The organism is Streptomyces sp. 796.1 (genome assembly GCF_047525675.1).
Lineage (GTDB): Bacteria > Actinomycetota > Actinomycetes > Streptomycetales > Streptomycetaceae > Streptomyces.
Genome location: NZ_JBLIWA010000025.1, coordinates 93,529 through 112,208 on the forward strand (window position 1 = coordinate 93,529; position 18,680 = coordinate 112,208).

An 18,680-nucleotide genomic window follows, 5' to 3' on the forward strand; every position below is an offset into this window, starting at 1 on the left:
CGGTCAGGATCTGTCCGACGCCGGGCGCTGGGCGATAGCGTCGGGCCGTGGCTCACTTTCGGCTCCAGGGGAGCAAGGTCCTCGCCGTCGATCTGACCGGCGACACCGTCAAGGCCAAGAAGGGCTCGATGGTGGCGTACGACGGCGAGATGACCTTCAAGAAGAAGACCGGCGGTGGGGAGGGTCTACGGGGCATGGTCACCCGGCGGCTCACCGGCGAACAGATGGAGGTCATGGAGGTCAAGGGGCAGGGCACCTGCTACTTCGCCGACCGGGCCAGCGAGATCAACCTGGTCACGCTGCACGGCGAGAAGCTGTACGTGGAGGCCAGCAACCTGCTGTGCACCGACGGCGCGCTGCGCACCGGCACCACCTTCACCGGGCTGCGCGGCGCCTCGCAGGGCAACGGCCTGTTCACCACCACCGTGGAGGGCAGCGGCCAGGCCGCGCTGGTCTCGGACGGGCAGGCGGTCGTGCTGCGGGTGACGCCCGACTACCCGCTGCGGGTCGACCCGGGCGCGTACGTCGCCCACACCGGCCACCTCCAGCAGCACTTCCAGTCGGGCGTGAACTTCCGCAGCTTCATAGGCGAGGGTTCGGGCGAGGCGTTCCAGATCCGCTTCGAGGGCGAGGGCCTGGTGTACGTGCAGCCCAGCGAGCGCAACACGGTCGGGGGTGAGGTCTGATGCCGTTCAAGGTGCTCAACTCGCGGATGGTGGAGGCCGCGGTCATGCCCGGGCAGACCATGTTCAGCCAGCGCGGCGCGATGCTCGCCTACCGCGGCGAGGTGTCGTTCACGCCCAGCATCACCGGCGGGCAGGGCGGGGTGATGTCGATGATCGGCCGCCGGGTGGCGAACGAGGCGACGCCGCTGATGACGGTGAAGGGCAGCGGCTCGGTGCTGTTCGGGCACGGCGGCCACCACGTGCACGTGGTGGACCTGACCGGCGAGACGCTGTACGTGGAGGCCGACCGGCTGCTGGCGTTCGACGGGACGCTGCGGCAGGGGACGATGTTCATGGGTTCGCAGGGCGGCGTGATGGGCATGGTGCGCGGCCAGGTGACCGGGCAGGGCCTGTTCACCACCACGTTGGAGGGGCACGGCTCGGTGGCGGTGATGGCGCACGGCGGGGTGATCGAGCTGCCGATCGCGCCGGGCCGCGACATCCACGTCGACCCGCAGGCGTACGTCGCCCACCGCGGCCAGGTCCGCAACAAGCTCACCACCGCCATCGGCTGGCGCGAACTCGTCGGCCGTGGCTCGGGCGAGGGCTTCCAACTCGTCCTGTCCGGCACCGGAACCGTGTACGTCCAGGCGTCCGAGGAGAAGCTATGACCGGCCCCGTCGTCTTCGACGCGCACTCGCTGCCCGCCAGCGACAACGTCAACGCGTACGCGTTCAGCGTCGCCTTGGACGGCCAGTGGTTCCTCCAGAAGGGCAAGATGATCGCCTACTACGGCGACATCGACTTCCACGGCGTGGGGCTCGGCCGGCTCGACCGGCTGATCGCCCGCAGCTTCCACTCCCCCCTGCACGCGGCGGACTGGGTGGTGGCCGAGGGGCGGGGCAAGATGGTGCTGGCCGACCGGGCCTTCGACGTCAATTCGTACGACCTGGACGACGGCAACCTGACGATCAGGTCCGGCAATCTGCTGGCCTTCCAGCCCTCCCTGTCGTTGAAGCAGTCGATCGTGCCCGGCTTCCTGACGCTGATCGGCACCGGGACCTTCGTGGCCGCGTCCAACGGTCCGGTGGTCTTCATGGAGCCGCCGCTGCGGGTGGACCCGCAGGCGCTGGTGGGCTGGGCCGACTGCCCCTCGCCCTGCCACCACTACGACCACGCGTACCTCCAGGGCTTTTTGGGTGGCATCAGGGCGCACACGGGATTCGGCGGAACCTCGGGCGAGGAGCACCAGTTTGAGTTCGTGGGAGCGGGCACCGTGCTCCTCCAGTCGACCGAGCAACTGATGGCCGAGATCGCCACCGGCGCCTCCCCCGACCAGGCAGGGGTACCGGTTCGTGATCGATAGCCTGCGGAGTGTAACGTCGAACGCGTGACCTCAAGCAGCCGCATAGATCCATTGGTTCAGAATTCAACTTCTCTAGGTAGAATCGCTCACATGGAGACCGAGAACGGCACCAACTGGCTCAGCGACGAGGAACAGCGCGCCTGGCGCGCGCACCTGGACGTCAGTCGTCTGCTCATGCACCAGCTCGAACGGGACCTCCAGCCGTTCGGCCTGACGAACAACGACTACGAGATCCTGGTGAACCTCTCCGAGTCCGCGGACCACAAGATGCGGATGAGCGACCTCGCCGCCGCCACCTTGCAGTCCAAGAGCCGCCTGTCCCACCAGATCACCCGCATGGAGAACGCGGGCCTGGTCCGGCGCGAGAACTGCGAGTCGGACCGCCGCGGGCTGTACGCGGTGCTCACCGACCGCGGTTGGGAGACCATGCGCGAGGTCGCCCCGCACCACGTCGCCTCGGTGCGGCAGCACTTCATCGACCTGCTGGGCGCCCAGGGCATCGACGCGCTGCACACCGCACTCGCCCCCGTCGCCGACCACCTGCGCACCCGCCGCAAGACCGGCTGACCAGCACTTTCCTGGTCTGGGGCTGGTCTGGCCTGGGCTGGGCTGAACAGGGCGGCACCCGACTGCACAGGGCTATCCCGGGTGGCGCCCCCGCGCTGGACCCGACCGGCGCCCGCCGAGGCCGAAGACTCAGTCGGCCCCGACGGGCGCCCCCGGCCCGTACCGCCGCAGGCCCCGGCTAACGCACCCGCACCGGCCCGCGCACGCGCACCGCCCACCCGCCGTACCGGCCAGCCCACACCGCCCGCCGGCCCGTACGCTCAGCGCCCCGCAGGCCGCACGGGGCTCACCCGCCGGCAGGCCCCGCAGGCCCCTTCGGTGCCGGCGGTGCGGCGCACGGTAGCCGCACCACGAAGCAGGCGCCGCCGCCCGGCGCGTCCCGCACCGTGAGCGCGCCGCCGTACCGCACCACCACGTCGCGGGCGATGGCGAGGCCGAGGCCGGCTCCCCCGTCGTCGCGGCTGCGCGCGTCGTCCAGCCGGACGAACCGCTCGAAGATCCGCTCCCGCTCGGCCTCCGGCACGCCGACCCCGTCGTCGGTGACGGTCAGCACCGCCCAGCCGGCGGGGGAACCCGGTGCCCGGCCGACGACCGCGGCACCGGGCGTCGCCGAGGACCCGGCCCGCTCCGCACCCTCCCGCCGCAGCGCCACCGTGACCGTGTGCGCCGCGTGCCGCTGCGCGTTGTCCAGCAGATTGCCGAGCACCCTGGCCAGTTGCGAACGCGAGCCGCTGATCTGGACGTCGGCCAGTTCCTCGACGCGCACCGCGATCCGGTCGCCGGTGCGCTGCGCCAACTCCGCGCGGATCAGCGGGGCCAGCGGCAGGAGGACGGGCGCGGGCCGCTCGCCCGCGTCGAGCCGGGCGAGCAGCAGCAGGTCGGCGGCGAGGTGCTGGAGCCGCACCACATCGGCGACGGTGCCTTCGGGGTCCAGGAGTTCGGGGTGCGCGACGCCCACTTCGAGCTGGGTGCGCAGGCTGGCGATGGGGCTGCGGAGCTCGTGCGAGGCGTCGGCGACGAAGCGGCGCTGGCGCTCGACGGCGCCCTCAAGTGCGGCCAGCGTCTGGTTGGTGGTCACCGCGAGCCGCGCCACCTCGTCCCTGGCCTGCGGCTCGGGCACCCGCCGGGACAGGTCGGTGCTCGCCGTGATGGCCGCCATCTCGCGCCGGATGTCCTCCACCGGGCGCAGCGCGCGCCGGGTCACCAGCCAGGTCACCGTCGCCACCACGACGAGCAGCACCGGCAGCCCGACCAGCATCGCCCGCCGTACGGTGCCGACCGCGTCCCGCTCGGTGTCCAGCGGGGCGCCGGCGTACACGGTCAGCGACTCGTCGCCCGGGGTGGTGACGCGCACGGCGGCGAACCGGTAGTCGCGGCGCTCGCCGTCCACCGTGGCCGAGCCCTGGTGGTGCGTGGTCTCGTCGTGGATCTCGCCCTGTCCCGGCCACAGCCTGGGCAGGTCATCGCCGCGCTCGATGGCATCGGCCGCTTCCTTCGCGGCCCGCTCGATGGCCTCTTCGGCGGCCTCGCGGGCGGCTTCGCCGACGCCGCCGTCACCATCGTCGTCGCGGTCCTCGTCACGGCCCTCGTCGCGGCCTCCGTCGCGGCCCTCGTCCGCGGGGTCCTCGCCCGTGCCGTCCCCGTCCCGGTCGGGGGCCGCGGTGCGGCGCGTCAGCGGCGCGGCGACCTCGACGCTCCCGTGGCCGGTCCCGGTGATCCGGGTGAGGTCCTCGCTGACCGCCCGTACCCGCCCGTCCTCGTCCACCACCTGCACCGGCGGGTCCTCGTCGAGCTCCAGCCCGGCGCCGGTCGCAAGCCGCGCGGCGACCTGCCGGGCCCGCAGGTCGGCCTGGAGGTCGGCCTGCTCGCGCAGGTTCTCGCGCAGGACGGCGAGCACCGCGAGGCCGGCCAGCACCAGCGCCAGCGCGACTACCGCGGTGGACCCGACCGCGGCCCTGGCCCGTACCGAACCGAGCGCAAGACGCAGCGCGCTAGCCACGGTCCACCAACCGGTACCCGGCGCCGCGCACCGTCTCGATCAGGTCGGGGCCCAGCTTGCGGCGCAGGGCGCTGACGTAGACCTCGACGATGTTCGGGTCGCCCTCGTACGCGAAGTCCCACACGTGCTCCAGGACCTCCGCCTTGGAGACCACCTCGCCGGCACGCAGCGCCAGTTGTTCGAGCACGGAGAACTCCCGCGCGGTCAGCGTGACGTCGACGCCGGACCGCAGCACCCGGCGGGTGCCGCGGTCCACCGACAGCGCGCCCACCCGCAGCACCGGCGATGCGCCGGGGCCGCGCCGGCGCAGCAGCGCCCGCACCCGGGCCAGCAGCACCACGTACGAGAACGGCTTCGTCAGGTAGTCGTCGGCGCCGGTGTCCAGGCCCTCGGCCTCGTCGTACTCGCCGTCCTTGGCGGTGAGCATCAGGATCGGCACCTCGTTGCCGGCGGCGCGCAGCGCGGCGCAGACCGCGTACCCGTTCATGCCGGGCAGCATGATGTCGAGCACGACCAGGTCGTACGCGCCCTCGCCGGCCCGGTGCAGCCCGCTGGTCCCGTCGTGCACCACGTCCACGGCGAACCCCTCCGCCGCCAGCCCCTTGGCCAGCGACAGGGCGAGCCGCCTCTCGTCCTCCACGATCAACAGGCGCATGCGCACAGCCTCGCAAACCGAAGCTGAAGAGTCCTTCAGCCGTCTTCAGCTTCCCTTCAGCGTCGCTGCGCAAGCGTGGGTGGCGTCAAGCGACGGGCCGGCACCGGCACGGGTGGCACCTGGGAGGAAACCTCATGAAGCGCAAGATCGCGATCGCCAGCATCGCCGCTGCGGTCCTCATCGGCGGCGGCACGGCATCGGCCGTGGCCTTCACCGACGGCGGCGACGGCGGCACCTCCGGCACCCGGGTCGCCGCCGACCGCTCCGGCCGGGTGGGCGATGACGCAGCCGCGGACGGCTCGAAGGACGGGGCGAAGGCCGAGGTCAGGGGTGGGGGCGAGGACCGGGCGGCGGATGACGCCGACGACGACCGGCCCGAGCGCGGCGACACCGACGGGCTGGCCGATGACCTGAAGCGGTGGCGCGGCGACACGGACGGCTGGGACGACGACCGGGACGGCGACCGTACGGACCAGGGCGACCGCGGCGACGACGCCGAGGACCGCGCGCTGCGGGGCGCGACCCTCTCGGTGGGTGCGGCGATCGACGCGGCGCTGCGGGCCAGGCCCGGGACCGTGGTCTCGATCGACCTGGACGCGGAGGCCGGCCGCGCGGTGTGGGACGTGGACGTGCTCGGCAGGGACGGCCACTGGTACGACCTGGAGGTGGCCGCCGACAACGGGAAGGTGCTGCGGGACCACCGCGCCCACGAGGACGACGCCGCCGAACTGAAGCGCGCCCTGAAGGCGACCACGGTCTCCGCGACCGACGCCGTCCGGGAGGCCCTGCGCACCACGCAGGGCGTGGTGATCTCGGTGGACCTGGACGACGGTCTGCCCACCGGCTGGGACGTGGACGTCCTCGGCAAGGACGGCAAGGACCGCGAGCTCAGCGTGGACCTGTCATCGGGCAAGGTGACGTGGCACGCGGACGACGACCACGACGACGACTGACGCCGCCCCGCGGCGACACCCGGCGAGGACCGCGAGGAGGACCGGCGGCGGGTGGGCGGGGTGGCTGTCGGTGGGGGTGGCTGACGGGCGACGGTTGAGCTGGTTGGCGGCTCGACTGGTCGCTGGTCGCTGGTCGCTGGTCGCCAACGATCGGGCCGTTGGGCGGCCGGCCCCCGCGGGCGTACGTCTGTGGGGTGCGGGGCATCGCCCGTACCCGTACGTCCGTTGGCGTACGGCCGCCGGCGGCCCCGGCCAGGGGCGTACGGGTAGGCGGCGTACGACGGTGGGGGGCGGGGCCGTGTCCCGTACCCGTACGGCCGTGCACGCCCATCGGCCCGCCCACAGACCGCACGACCCGCGCCCCGCAGTCGCGCTGCCGGCCGCCGATGGCTGCGGCCCCCCCGGCCCGGCCCCCGGGGAGCCTGCGCCGCCCCGGCCGGCGCCCGGCCCCAGCAGCCGCAGGCGCTCGGCGCCCGCCCACGGGACGCGGGGGCCGCCGGGCGCCCCCAACCGCAGTGCGGTGGCGGGCCAGCGCCCCCCGGTGCGGCGCGCACTACGGCCGAACGCACCACGCCGCGCCGCGAACCGACCCGGGCCCGGCCGGGCTAGTCGCGGCCCGGCTCAGCCCTCCGTGAGGCCGGCCACCAGTTCGTCCGCCGCCGCGTACGGGTCGAGGGCGCCGGCCACGATCTGCTCGGCCAGGGCGCTGAGCCTGCGGTCGCCGCTGAGGTCGCCGATCCGCTCGCGCAGCGCCGTCACCGCGATCGTCTCGACCTCGCGGGCGGCCCGCTCGCGGCGGCGTTCGGCGAGCACGCCGCGCTCCTCCATCCACGCCCGGTGCTTCTCCAGCGCCTCCACGACCTCGTCCACGCCCTGCGCCCGGGCGGCGACGGTCTTCACGATCGGGGGCCGCCAGTCGCCGGCCGCCCGCGCCTCGCCGAGGCCGAGCATGTGGTTGAGCTCGCGGGCGGTGGCGTCCGCGCCGTCCCGGTCGGCCTTGTTGACCACGTACACGTCGCCGATCTCCAGGATGCCGGCCTTCGCCGCCTGGATGCCGTCGCCCATGCCGGGCGCGAGCAGCACCACGCTGGTGTCGGCCTGCGAGGCGATCTCCACCTCGGACTGGCCCACGCCCACCGTCTCCACCAGCACCACGTCGCAGCCGGCCGCGTCCAGCACCCGGATGGCCTGCGGCGCGGACCAGGCCAGGCCGCCGAGGTGGCCGCGGGTGGCCATGGAGCGGATGTAGACGCCGGGGTCGGAGGCGTGGTCGCCCATCCGCACCCGGTCCCCCAGCAGCGCGCCGCCGGAGAACGGCGACGAGGGGTCCACGGCCAGCACCCCGACCCGCTTGCCGATCTTGCGGTACGCGGTGATCAGCGCCGAGGTGGAGGTGGACTTGCCGACGCCGGGCGAGCCGGTCAGGCCCACCACGTAGGCCCGGCCGGTCAACGGCGCCAGCGCCGCCATCACCGCGCGGAGCTGCGGGGACGCCCCCTCCACCAGCGAGATCAGCCGGGCCACCGCGCGCGGCTTGCCCTGCCTCGCCTGCTCCACCAGGCCGGGGACGTCCACCATCGTGCCGCTCTCCTTCTGCTTCTGCTCGTACGGGCCGGCCGGCCGATCGGGCCGGTGGCGGGGGCGCGGGCCGGCTACTTCTTGGGCACCCGCACGATCAGCGCGTCGCCCTGACCGCCGCCGCCGCACAGCGCCGCAGCCCCGACGCCGCCGCCGCGCCGCTTGAGCTCCAGGGCCAGGTGCAGCACCAGCCGGGCGCCCGACATGCCGATGGGGTGGCCGAGCGCGATGGCACCGCCGTTGACGTTCACCTTTTCCGCGGATACGCCGAGGTCCTTCATTGACTGGAAGGCAACGGCCGCGAACGCCTCGTTGATCTCGATCAGATCGAGGTCCGCGACGTCGAGGCCCTCCTTGCCGAGCGCGTGGTTGATCGCGTTGGAGGGCTGCGACTGGAGCGCGTTGTCGGGGCCTGCGACGTTGCCGTGCGCGCCGATCTCGGCGATCCACTCCAGGCCCAGTTCCTCGGCCTTGGCGCGGCTCATGACGACCACGGCGGCGGCGCCGTCGGAGATCTGCGAGGAGGTGCCGGCGGTGATCGTGCCGTCCTTGGTGAACGCCGGGCGCAGCTTGGCCAGGCCCTCCACGGTGGTGTCGGCGCGGATGCCCTCGTCCTGGCTGAAGACGACCGGCTCGCCCTTGCGCTGCGGGATCTCCACCGGCGTGATCTCGGCCTCGAACAGGCCGTTCTTCTGCGCGGCTGCGGCCCGCTGGTGGGAGAGGGCGGCGATCTCGTCCTGAGCGGCGCGGCCGATGCCGAGCCGGCTGTTGTGCTTCTCGGTGGACTCGCCCATGGGGATGTTCTCGTAGGCGTCGGTCAGCCCGTCGTGCGCCATGGAGTCCAGCATGTGAACGGCCCCGTACTTGAATCCCTCACGGGAGCCGGGGAGCAGGTGCGGCGCGTTGGTCATCGATTCCTGGCCGCCGGCGACGACGATGTCGAACTCGCCGGCGCGGATGAGCTGGTCGGCCAGGGCGATCGCGTCGAGGCCGGAGAGGCAGACCTTGTTGACGGTCAGCGCCGGCACGCTCATCGGAATGCCGGCCTTGACGGCCGCCTGGCGGGCCGGGATCTGCCCGGCGCCGGCCTGCAACACCTGCCCCATGATCACGTATTGCACCTGGTCACCGCCGATGCCGGCGCGGTCGAGCGCGGCCTTGATGGCGAACCCGCCGAGGTCGGCTCCGGAGAAGCTGCGCAGCGAGCCGAGCAGCCGGCCCATGGGCGTACGGGCGCCCGCCACGATCACAGAGGTAGTGCCGGTCGTACCAGTCATGGTGCGGCCCCTTCGGAAGCGTCAGGGATGTTAACGAGGGTTATCCGTCAATGTACTGAGGGGTGCGCGACAGGTCACCGGCCCGAGGATGTGATCGCGCGCACGTTGCGTGACCGGCCGTGCCGGCGGTGCACTGGGGGCATGCTGACGAGAATCGACCACATCGGGATCGCCTGCTTCGACCTCGACAAGACCGTTGAGTTCTACCGTGCCACCTACGGCTTCGAGGTGTTCCACTCCGAGGTCAACGAGGAGCAGGGGGTGCGCGAGGCGATGCTCAAGATCAACGAGACCTCCGACGGCGGCGCCTCCTACCTCCAGTTGCTCGAACCGATCCGGGAGGACTCGGCGGTGGGCAAGTGGATGGCCAAGAACGGCGAGGGCGTGCACCACATCGCGTTCGGCACCGCCGACGTGGACGGGGACGCCGCGGCCATCCGCGACAAGGGCGTACGGGTCCTGTACGAGCAGCCCCGGCGCGGCTCGATGGACTCGCGGATCACCTTCCTGCACCCCAAGGACTGCCACGGCGTGCTCACCGAACTGGTCACCTCCGCCTCCCCCGACCAGACCGAACACTGACTCACCCCTCCCCCGGCCGGTAGAGTGCAAGCTCGGCCGGGGCGCGGGTTGGGGGCTCGGCCCAAGCTACGCCGATGATCTGACACCATTTCTTCGGAAGGGCCAGCTCCGTGCACCCCGGCATCGGGGCGGGGCAGGCCGCCGACGCGACCAGGGGACGGATGGGACCGCGCAGTGCGGGGCTACGACCGCTACGAGCCTGACGATCACCTTTCGCAGTTCGAAGCCGAGATGGAACGGCTGAAGACCGAGCGGGAGAAGGCCGTCCAGCACGCCGACGACCTCGGCTACCAGGTCGAAGTCCTGCGCGCCAAGCTGCACGAGGCGCGCCGCACCATCGCGTCCCGTCCCGCGTACGACTCGGCCAACGTCGGCTACCAGGCCGAGCAGATGCTGCGGAACGCGCAGGCGCAGGCGGACCAGCTCCGCGCGGACGCCGAGCGCGAGCTGCGCGACGTGCGGGCGCAGACCCAACGGCTGCTCCAGGAGCAGGCCGAACGGCAGTCGCGCCTTGAGGCCGAGCTGCACGCCGAGGCGGTCGCCCGCCGGCAGCGCCTGGACGAGGAGTTGGCGGAGCGCCGGGCGACCGTCGAGTCGCACGTCAACGAGAACGTGGCCTGGGCCGAGCAGCTCAGGGCCCGCAGCGAGGCGCAGGCCAGGCGGCTGCTGGACGAGTCGCGGGCCGAGGCCGAGCAGTCGCTGAGCAGTGCCAGGGCCGAGGCCCAGCGGCTGGCCGAGCAGGCCAGGGAGCGGCTGGCCGCGGAGAGCGAGAGCGCGCGCTCGGAAGCGGAAGCGATCCTGCGGCGGGCCCGTACCGACGCCGAGCGGCTGCTGAACGCCGCGTCCACGCAGGCGCAGGAGGCCACCGACCACGCCGAGCAACTGCGGACGACCACGGCGACCGAGTCCGAGGAGGCCCGCCGACAGGCCGGTGAGCTGACCCGGGGCGCCGAGCAGCGCATGCAGGAGGCCGACACGGCGCTGCGCGAGGCACGCGCCGAGGCCGAGAAGCTGGTCAGCGAGGCCAAGGAGGCCGCGGCGGCGCAGCTATCGGCCGCCGAGTCGGCTGGCGAGCAGCGCACCCGTACGGCCAAGGCGGAGATCGCGCGGCTGGTCGGCGAGGCCACCAAGGAGGCCGAGGCGCTGCGCGCCGAGGCCGAGCAGTTGCGGGACGACGCCAGGTCCGACACCGAGCGGTTGGTCGCCGAGGCGCAGGAGAAGGCGCGGGCCGAGGCCGCCGAGGAGTCGGCCGCCCAGTTGGCCAAGGCGGCCCGTACGGCCGAAGAGGTGCTGAGCAAGGCCGCCGACGACGCCAAGGCGACCACCAAGGCCGCCGCCACCGAGGCGGAGCGGATCAGGACCGAGGCCGAGCGCGAGGCCGACCGGCTGCGGGAGGCCGCGCACGACACGGCCGAGCAGCTCAAGGGCGCGGCCAAGGACGACACCAAGGAGTACCGGGCCAAGACGGTCGAGCTCCAGGAGGAGGCCAGGCGGCTGCGCGGCGAGGCCGAGCAGTTGCGGGCCGACGCGGTCGCCGAGGGCGAGAAGATCCGCGGCGAGGCCCGCCGGGACGCGCTCCAGCAGATCGAGGAGGCGGCCAAGACCGCCGAGGAGCTGCTGACCAAGGCCAAGGCCGACGCCGCCGAGAGCCGGGCGAGCGCCACCGCCGAGGGCGAGCGGGTGCGGGCCGAGGCCGCCGAGCGGGCCCAGGCGCTGCGCAAGCAGGCCGAGGAGGCCCTTGAGCGCTCCCGCGGCGAGGCCGAGGACCTGGTGGCCGCCGCCGAGGAGGGCGCCGGCAAGATCAAGGCGGAGGCCGCGGAGGCCGCCCAGCGGCTGCGCGAGGAGACCGAGCGCACCACCGCCGAGCGGCGGGCCGAGGCCGAGGCCGAGTGGGCCAGGCTGCACGGCGAGGCCGAGCAGCGGGTCAGTGCGGCCGAGGAGGCGCTGCGCGAGGCGCGCGCCGAGGCCGAGAAGCTGCGTCGGGAGGCCGCCGAGGAGACCGAGCGGCTGCGCACGGAGTCCGCGGAGCGGCTGCGCGCCCTCCAGGAGCAGGCCGAGGCGGAGGCCCAGCGGCTGCGGACGGAGGCCACCGCGGACGCGTCGGCCGCCCGCGCCGAGGGCGAGTCGGTCGCGGTGCGGCTGCGCAGTGAGGCGGCGGCCGAGGCGGAGCGGCTGCGGACGGAGGCCCAGGAGGCCGCCGACCGGGTGCGCGGCGAGGCGAAGGCGGCGGCCGAGCGGCTGGCCGGCGAGGCCGCCGAGGCGCTGGCCGCCGCGCAGGAGGAGGCGACGCGGCGCCGCCGGGAGGCCGAGGAGCTGCTCGCCGACGCCCGCGGCGAGGCGCAGCGCGAGCGCGAGCGGGCCCAGGCGCAGAGCGAGGAGTTGCTGGCCGCGGCCCGTAACCGGGTGGCGGAGGCGCAGGCCGAGGCGCAGCGGCTGCAAGAGGAGGCCGAGCAGCGGGCGACGGAGTTGGTGTCGGCCGCCGAGCAGACCGCGCAGCAGGTGCGGGAGACGGTCGCGGGGCTCCAGGAGCAGGCCGAGGAGGAGATCACCGGGCTGCGGTCGGCGGCCGAGCACGCGGCCGAGCGCACCCGTACGGAAGCCCAGGCGGAGGCGGACCGGGTCCGCGCCGACGCGTACGCCGAGCGGGAGCGGGCCTCAAGCGACGCGTCGCGGGTGCGCCGCGAGGCGCGCGAGGAGACCGAGGCCGCCAAGGCCCTGGCGGAGCGCACGGTCTCGGAGGCGATCGGCGAGTCGGAGCGGATGCGCGCCGACGCCCGCGAGGAGGCGGCGCGGCTGCGGGCCACCGCCGCCCAACAGGCGGACACGCTGGTGGGCGAGGCGAGCGCCGAGGCCGAGCGGCTGGTGGCGGACGCCACGGCCAAGGGGCAGCGGCTGCGGACCGAGGCGGCGGACGCGCTGGCGGCGGCCGAGCAGGACGCGGCGCGCTCGCGCGCCGAGGCCCGTACGGACGCCAACCGGCTCCGGTCGGACGCGGCACAGCAGGCCGACCGGCTCATCGCGGAGGCGACGAAGGAGTCCGAGAAGCTCGTCGGCGACGCCACGACCGAGGCCGAGCGGCTGCGGACCGAGGTGGCGACGGAGAGCAAGCGGGTACGGGCGGAGGCCGCCGACGCGATGGCCGCCGCCCGCCAGGAGGCCGACCGCACCCTGGACGAGGCCAGGGTGGCGGCCAACCAGCGCCGGGCCGAGGCCGCCAAGCAGGCCGACCGGCTGGTGGCCGGGGCGGCCAAGGAGGCGGAGCGGGTGCGCGCGGAGGGGGGGGGGGCCCGTCGCGCCGAGGCCGCCAAGCAGGCCGACCAGCTCATCGCCGGGGCCCAGGAGGAGGCGCTGCGGGCGGCCACCGCGGCCGAGGAGCGCGCCGACACCATGGTGGGCGTGGCCCGCAAGGAAGCCGACCGGATCGTGGCCGAGGCCACCGCGCAGGGCAACCAGCGGGTGGAGAAGGCGCGTACGGACGCCAACACGATGCTGACCGAGGCGCGCGGCGACGCGACGGCCATAAGGGAGCGGGCCGAGGAGTTGCGCACCCGGGTCGAGGGCGAGGTCGAGAAGTTGCACGACCGGGCGCGCCGGGAGTCCGCCGAGGCGCTCAAGTCGGCCGGCGAGCGGGCGGACAAGTTGGTGAAGGCCGCCGAGGAGCAACTGGCCGCGGCCGAGGCGAAGTCCAAGGACCTGTTGTCCGACGCGAGCAGCGAGGCCAGCAAGGTCCGGATCGCCGCGGTCAAGAAGGCCGACGGGCTGATCCGGGAGGCCGAGGCGAAGAAGACCGAGGCGGTGCGCGACGCCGAGCGCATGCGGAAGGAGGCAGCGGGCGAGGCACAGCGAATGGTCGACGACGGCAAGCGGGAACTGGAGCTGCTGGTCCGTCGCCGCAAGGACATCAACGCGGAGATCTCCCGCGTCCAGGACGTGTTGGAAGCACTCGAATCCTTCGAGGCTCCGGCGGCCGGCGGCGGGAGCGGCAAGGACAACGGGGGCGCGAAATCAGTGGCGGGCGCGGGCGCGACTCGTTCAAGTGGCAAGCAGTCTGACGGCTAGCCACTCAAATGAGGGGTCATTCTCCAGATCAAACGGGCAATGACTCGAAGACACGCCGTCCGCCCCCCTAGGATTCTCCCTATCACCTCACCGGTCTTCTTTCGACAGGAACCCCATGAGCGACACTTCCTCCCCCTTCGGCTTCGAGCTCGTGCGGCGTGGATACGACCGCGGTCAGGTGGACGACCGCATCAGCAAGCTCGTCGCCGACCGAGACAGCGCCCTGGCACGCATCACTTCCCTGGAAAAGCGCATCGAGGAGCTGCACCTCGAAACGCAGAACGCACAGGCCCAGGTCAACGACTCCGAGCCGTCGTACGCGGGTCTCGGCGCGCGGGTGGAGAAGATCCTCCGGCTCGCCGAGGAGGAGGCCAAGGACCTGCGTGAGGAGGCCCGTCGCGCCGCCGAGCAGCACCGCGAGCTCGCCGAGTCCGCCGCCCAGCAGGTGCGCAACGATGCCGAAACGTTCGCGGCCGAGCGCAAGGCGAAGTCCGAGGACGAGGGTGCGCGGATCGTCGAGAAGGCGAAGTCCGACGCGAGCCAACTGCGCACGGACGCGCAGAAGGACGCCCAGTCCAAGCGGGAGGAGGCTGACTCCCTCTTCGAGGAGACCCGCGCCAAGGCCGCCCAGGCCGCCGCCGACTTCGAGACCAACCTGGCCAAGCGCCGCGAGCAGTCCGAGCGCGACCTGGCGTCCCGTCAGGCGAAGGCCGAGAAGCGGCTCGCGGAGATCGAGCACCGCGCGGAGCAGCTCCGGCTTGAGGCGGAGAAGCTGCGTACGGACGCGGAGCGGCGGGCCCGGCAGACGGTGGAGACCGCGCAGCGCCAGGCCGAGGACATCGTGGCGGACGCCAACGCCAAGGCCGACCGGGTGCGCAGCGAGTCCGAGCGCGAGCTCGCGGCGCTCACCAACCGCCGCGACAGCATCAACGCCCAACTCACCAACGTCCGCGAGATGTTGGCGACGCTCACCGGTGCGGCGGTGGCCGCGGCCGGCGCCCCCGAGGAGGACTCGGTGCAGCGCGGCGTCCCGGCGCAGCAGAGCCGCTGACCGCGCCGGGCCGAGGGCGCCGACCTCGGGTCGGCTCCCGGTAGCGCTCCCGGGTGGCCGGCCGACCGGTGGGGTCGCCGGCGCCGACGAGGGTGGCACCGCTCACGGGCGGTCGGTTGCCACTGGTCGTCTGCCATGGGATCGATCGGTAGCCGAGAGGTGACCGACGGGTCGCAACCTTGTTTCGCTAGGCACACAGCGCCTCGTACCACGGAATGTGGTACGAGGCGCTGTGTGCTGCGGGGTGGCGTGTACGCCTCAGGGCCCTTAGCGTGGCCTGCATGATCGAGCTTGTGGGGTTGACGAAACGCTACGGCGACAAGCTCGCCGTCGACGGGTTGACGTTCACCGTGCGCCCGGGGATCGTCACCGGCTTCCTGGGGCCCAACGGGGCCGGCAAGTCCACGACCATGCGCATGATGCTCGACCTGGACAACCCCACGGCGGGGCAGGTCCGCATCGACGGCAAGCACTACCGGCAGTTGAACGATCCGCTCAAGCACATCGGCGCGCTGCTCGACGCGAAGGCCGTGCACGGCGGGCGCAGCGCCTACAACCACCTGCTCTGTCTGGCACAGAGCAACGGCATCCCCACCAGTCGGGTGAGCGAGGTGCTCGACACGGTCGGGCTGTCCTCGGTCGCCAAGAAGCGTTCCAAGGGGTTCTCGCTCGGCATGGGGCAGCGGCTCGGGATAGCCGCCGCACTGCTGGGCGACCCGGAGATCCTGATGTTCGACGAGCCGGTCAACGGGCTCGACCCGGAGGGCATCCACTGGATCCGGCACCTGATGAAGAACCTGGCGTCGCAGGGCCGTACGGTCTTCGTCTCCAGCCACCTGATGAGTGAAATGGCCCTGACCGCCGACCACTTGGTGGTGATCGGGCAGGGGCGGCTGATGGCCGACACCTCGATGGCGGAGTTCATCGCGCAGAACTCGCGCTCCTACGTACGGGTGCGCACGCCCGACCACGAGCGGATGCGGGAGGCGCTGGCAGGGGCGGGGTACACGGCGCTGGTCGCGGCCGACGGCGCGCTGGAGGTGGACCGGGCCGATGCGGCGCACCTGGGCGAATTGGCCGCGCGGCACCAGGTGGTGCTGCACGAGTTGAGCCCCCAGCAAGCCTCGCTCGAAGAGGCGTTCATGCAGCTCACGGCCGAGTCGGTGGAGTACCACGCGCACTCGGGGCCGGCCGGCGCGCATCCGGGCGCCCCGGCGGCGTACGGGGGTGCGGCGCCGCCGGGTCCGGTCGCCGGCCAGCCTCCGCAGGGGTACCCGCCGCAGGGTCAGCCGCCCGCGCAGGGGTATCCGCCCGGGCCGGGACAGCCCGGGCCGGGACAGCCGGGGCCGGGCCAGCAGGGGCCCGGGCAGCAGGGCGGTTGGGGAGCCGACTGGCAGCGGAAGAAGGGGTCCTGACGATGGCGGTCACGACGCAGGTCCTCAAGTCCGAGTGGACCAAGATCAAGTCAGTGCGCTCCACCGTGTGGACCATGGTCCTCGCGCTGGTGGTGACGCTGGCCCTGAGCATGTTGCTCAGCGCGCTCAGCAAGAACGACTACGACGACATGTCGCGCCAGGACAAGATCCAGTTCGACCCGACCCTGATCAGCTTCGCCGGCATCGGCCTCGGCCAACTGGCACTGATCGTCTTCGGGGTGCTCGTGGTCTCCAACGAGTACAGCACCGGCATGATCCGTACCTCGCTCGCGGCGGTCCCGCAGCGGCTGACCTTCCTGTTCAGCAAGGTGGCGGTGGCCACCGCGGTGGCGCTCGCGGTCGGCGTGGTGATCAGCTTCGCCAGCTTCTACGCCGGTCAGGCCATGCTCGGCGAGCACAAGGCGGCGCTCGGCGATCCCGGGGTGCTGCGGGCGGTCCTCGGCAGCGCGCTGTACATGGCGCTGATCACGATGTTCGCCATGGGCGTCACCGTGATGCTGCGCAGCCCGATGCTCTCGCTCGGCATCCTGATGCCGTTCTTCTTCCTGATCTCCAACATCCTGGGCAACGTCCCGGCCACCGAGAAGGTCGGCCGGTACCTGCCCGACCAGGCCGGTTCCCGGGTCATGCAGGTCGTCAGGACCGACGACGACGCCCCGTACGGGCCCTGGGGCGGCCTGACGATCATGGCCCTGTGGGTGCTCGCGGCCCTGATCGGCGGCGCCGTGGCCCTGAAGAAGCGGGACGCCTGAGGGGGCGCCCTGGCCCGGCGGGGCGGGCGGGCGGCGTGGGCGGAGGACGGGGTTCCGGGGCGCGGCCGGGGCGCCCTCACGCCGCCGACTCGTACGGCCGCTCCGTGTGATCACGACAGTCCGCGAAAGCCAACATGGATCGACATAAGCGGAAACTTCGCCCCAGCACAGACGGCAGTGGCTGGTGGAAGGGAACCGTCAGCAGCCGGTTATCCTCCTAACCCTCACGGGGGCGAGCCGTCAGGTGGCTGACGCCCCGACCGATCGCGAGGGCGGATCATTGATCGAGGCAGTCGGCCTGACGAAGCGCTACGGCGCCAAGACAGCCGTGCACAACCTGTCCTTCCAGGTGCGGCCGGGCGCCGTCACCGGTTTCCTGGGCCCCAACGGCTCCGGCAAATCGACGACGATGCGCATGATCCTCGGTCTCGACAAGCCGACCGCGGGCACGGTCACGGTGGGCGGCTACGCGTTCCGCCAGTTGCCGAACGCGCCGCGGCAGGTCGGTGCGCTCCTCGACGCCAAGGCCGTGCACGGCGGGCGCAGCGCGCGCCAGCACCTGCTCTGCCTCGCGCAGCTCTCCGGCATTCCGGCCCGTCGGGTGGACGAGGTACTGGGCGTCGTCGGCCTCCAGGGCGTGGCCAAAAAGCGCTCCAAGGGGTTCTCGCTCGGCATGGGCCAGCGGCTCGGCATCGCGGCGGCCCTGCTCGGCGACCCGCAGGTGCTGCTCTTCGACGAGCCGGTCAACGGGCTCGACCCCGAGGGCATCCTCTGGGTCCGCAACCTCATGAAACAGCTCGCCGGCGAGGGTCGTACGGTCTTCGTCTCCAGCCACCTGATGAGCGAGATGGCGCTGACCGCTGACCATCTCATCGTGATCGGCCGCGGCCAGCTCCTCGCCGACATGAGCGTCTCCGACTTCATTTCGGCCAACTCCGCCGACTTCGCCCGGGTGCGCACGCCGGACACCGAGCCGCAGCAGCGCGAGAAGCTGGTGGCCGCGCTCACCAAGGCGGGCGGGCAGGTGCAGCCCGAGCAGGACGGCGCGCTGCGCGTCACCGGCCTCGCGCTGCCGCGCATCAGCGACCTCGCGCACGACGCGGACGTGCGGCTGTGGGAGCTCGCCCCGCACCAGGCGTCGCTGGAGGAGGCGTACATGCGGATGACGCAGGCCGCCGTCGACTACCGGTCGACGCAGGACCCGCGGGCCGGCCTCCAACAGCAGGGCTTCGCGCCCGGCCAGCCGGTGCAGCCCGGCGCCCCGCAGGGCTGGGGCCAGCCCGCGCCGGCCGACCCGCGACAGCAGCACCCGTACGCAGCGGGCCAGCCGCACCCGTACCAGCAGCAGCCGTACGCCCCGCAGCAGGGCCAGCCGGTGCCGGTCGGCGCCGTGCCCGGGCAGCCCGCACCCGGTGCGCCGGTGGCGGCCGGCGCCACGGCCGGCGGGCCGACGCCCGGTGCACCCGTGCCCGGTGCGCCGGTGGCGGGGGTTCCCGCCGCGCCCGCCGGTGGTTCGCCGCGCACCACTCAGTTGCGCGCGCTGCCGGCCGACGCCCCCGCCCCCGCGGCGCAGCAGCCCGCCGCCCCCGCCGAACCGACCGAGCGCGACAGCGAGGACGCCCGATGACCACCCCTCAGCAGCCGCAGACCACCCCGGGCGAGCCGGCCCCCGCCGCGGCCCCCGCCACCGGCCAGCCCACCGGCCAGAGCGGCCAGCAGCCGGCCGTGCCCGCGCCCGCA

The 18,680-nt window shown here is 73.3% G+C and carries 15 protein-coding genes; 11 read left to right on the top strand and 4 right to left on the bottom strand.

All coding sequences use genetic code 11. From position 1 onward, the window contains the following. Positions 1–47: 47 nt before the first annotated feature. The 4 genes from ACMA1D_RS18575 to ACMA1D_RS18590 all read left to right on the top strand — a co-directional run bounded on the left by ACMA1D_RS18575 (position 48) and on the right by ACMA1D_RS18590 (position 2,598). Entirely contained in the window at positions 48–686 is a 639-nt protein-coding gene (locus ACMA1D_RS18575; protein ID WP_414725118.1) for an AIM24 family protein, read from the top strand. Continuing rightward, positions 686–1,336 carry an AIM24 family protein gene (locus ACMA1D_RS18580; RefSeq protein WP_414725119.1) on the top strand — a complete coding sequence of 217 codons (651 nt, stop codon included), beginning with the start codon at positions 686–688 and terminating at the stop codon, positions 1,334–1,336. Before ACMA1D_RS18575 ends, ACMA1D_RS18580 begins: the two co-directional genes overlap by 1 nt. Then, positions 1,333–2,031 carry an AIM24 family protein gene (locus ACMA1D_RS18585; RefSeq protein WP_349996893.1) on the top strand — a complete coding sequence of 233 codons (699 nt, stop codon included), beginning with the start codon at positions 1,333–1,335 and terminating at the stop codon, positions 2,029–2,031. Before ACMA1D_RS18580 ends, ACMA1D_RS18585 begins: the two co-directional genes overlap by 4 nt. Positions 2,032–2,121: 90 nt before the next feature. Further along, positions 2,122–2,598, top strand: coding sequence for a MarR family winged helix-turn-helix transcriptional regulator (locus ACMA1D_RS18590; protein ID WP_414725120.1), 477 nt, complete (start codon positions 2,122–2,124; stop codon positions 2,596–2,598). Between the two features lie 286 nt (positions 2,599–2,884). Here ACMA1D_RS18590 and ACMA1D_RS18595 read toward each other — a convergent pair whose 3' ends face one another. Further along, the gene (locus ACMA1D_RS18595) at positions 2,885–4,597 is read right to left on the bottom strand and encodes a sensor histidine kinase (RefSeq protein WP_414725121.1); all 1,713 of its coding nucleotides are present in this window, start codon (positions 4,595–4,597) and stop codon (positions 2,885–2,887) included. Beyond that, positions 4,590–5,252: a response regulator transcription factor gene (locus ACMA1D_RS18600; protein WP_414725122.1), complete on the bottom strand. Its 663-nt coding sequence runs from the start codon at positions 5,250–5,252 to the stop codon at positions 4,590–4,592. The genes ACMA1D_RS18595 and ACMA1D_RS18600 overlap by 8 nt, the downstream gene beginning before the upstream one ends. A 134-nt stretch (positions 5,253–5,386) precedes the next feature. Between ACMA1D_RS18600 and ACMA1D_RS18605 the strand changes: the two genes are divergently transcribed. Continuing rightward, on the top strand, positions 5,387–6,205 hold the full coding sequence (locus ACMA1D_RS18605) for a PepSY domain-containing protein (protein ID WP_414725123.1): 819 nt from the start codon (positions 5,387–5,389) through the stop codon (positions 6,203–6,205). A 621-nt stretch (positions 6,206–6,826) separates the two neighbouring features. Here the strand turns inward: ACMA1D_RS18605 and meaB are convergent. Together meaB and ACMA1D_RS18615 are read right to left on the bottom strand one after the other, a co-directional pair. Beyond that, entirely contained in the window at positions 6,827–7,783 is a 957-nt protein-coding gene (gene meaB / locus ACMA1D_RS18610; RefSeq protein WP_414725124.1) for a methylmalonyl Co-A mutase-associated GTPase MeaB, read from the bottom strand. A gap of 74 nt (positions 7,784–7,857) precedes the next feature. Then, on the bottom strand, positions 7,858–9,060 hold the full coding sequence (locus ACMA1D_RS18615; protein ID WP_414725125.1) for an acetyl-CoA C-acetyltransferase: 1,203 nt from the start codon (positions 9,058–9,060) through the stop codon (positions 7,858–7,860). 141 nt (positions 9,061–9,201) lie between these two features. Between ACMA1D_RS18615 and mce the strand changes: the two genes are divergently transcribed. The 6 genes from mce (at position 9,202) to ACMA1D_RS18645 (ending at position 18,567) form a co-directional block, all read left to right on the top strand. Further along, entirely contained in the window at positions 9,202–9,642 is a 441-nt protein-coding gene (gene mce / locus ACMA1D_RS18620) for a methylmalonyl-CoA epimerase (RefSeq protein WP_349992846.1), read from the top strand. Between the two features lie 174 nt (positions 9,643–9,816). Then, positions 9,817–13,701, top strand: a complete 3,885-nt coding sequence (gene scy, locus ACMA1D_RS18625; RefSeq protein WP_414725126.1) for a polarized growth protein Scy — start codon at positions 9,817–9,819, stop codon at positions 13,699–13,701. A gap of 115 nt (positions 13,702–13,816) precedes the next feature. Then, a complete protein-coding gene (locus tag ACMA1D_RS18630) occupies positions 13,817–14,752 on the top strand; it encodes a cellulose-binding protein (RefSeq protein WP_349992847.1) in 936 nt (311 codons plus the stop codon). Between the two features lie 281 nt (positions 14,753–15,033). Further along, positions 15,034–16,167, top strand: coding sequence for an ABC transporter ATP-binding protein (locus tag ACMA1D_RS18635; protein WP_414725127.1), 1,134 nt, complete (start codon positions 15,034–15,036; stop codon positions 16,165–16,167). A gap of 2 nt (positions 16,168–16,169) precedes the next feature. Further along, positions 16,170–16,940 (top strand): ABC transporter permease, encoded by a 771-nt coding sequence (locus tag ACMA1D_RS18640; protein WP_414725128.1) that lies wholly within the window; start codon positions 16,170–16,172, stop codon positions 16,938–16,940. Between the two features lie 280 nt (positions 16,941–17,220). Continuing rightward, the gene (locus ACMA1D_RS18645; RefSeq protein ID WP_414725129.1) at positions 17,221–18,567 is read left to right on the top strand and encodes an ATP-binding cassette domain-containing protein; all 1,347 of its coding nucleotides are present in this window, start codon (positions 17,221–17,223) and stop codon (positions 18,565–18,567) included. Positions 18,568–18,680: the final 113 nt, after the last annotated feature.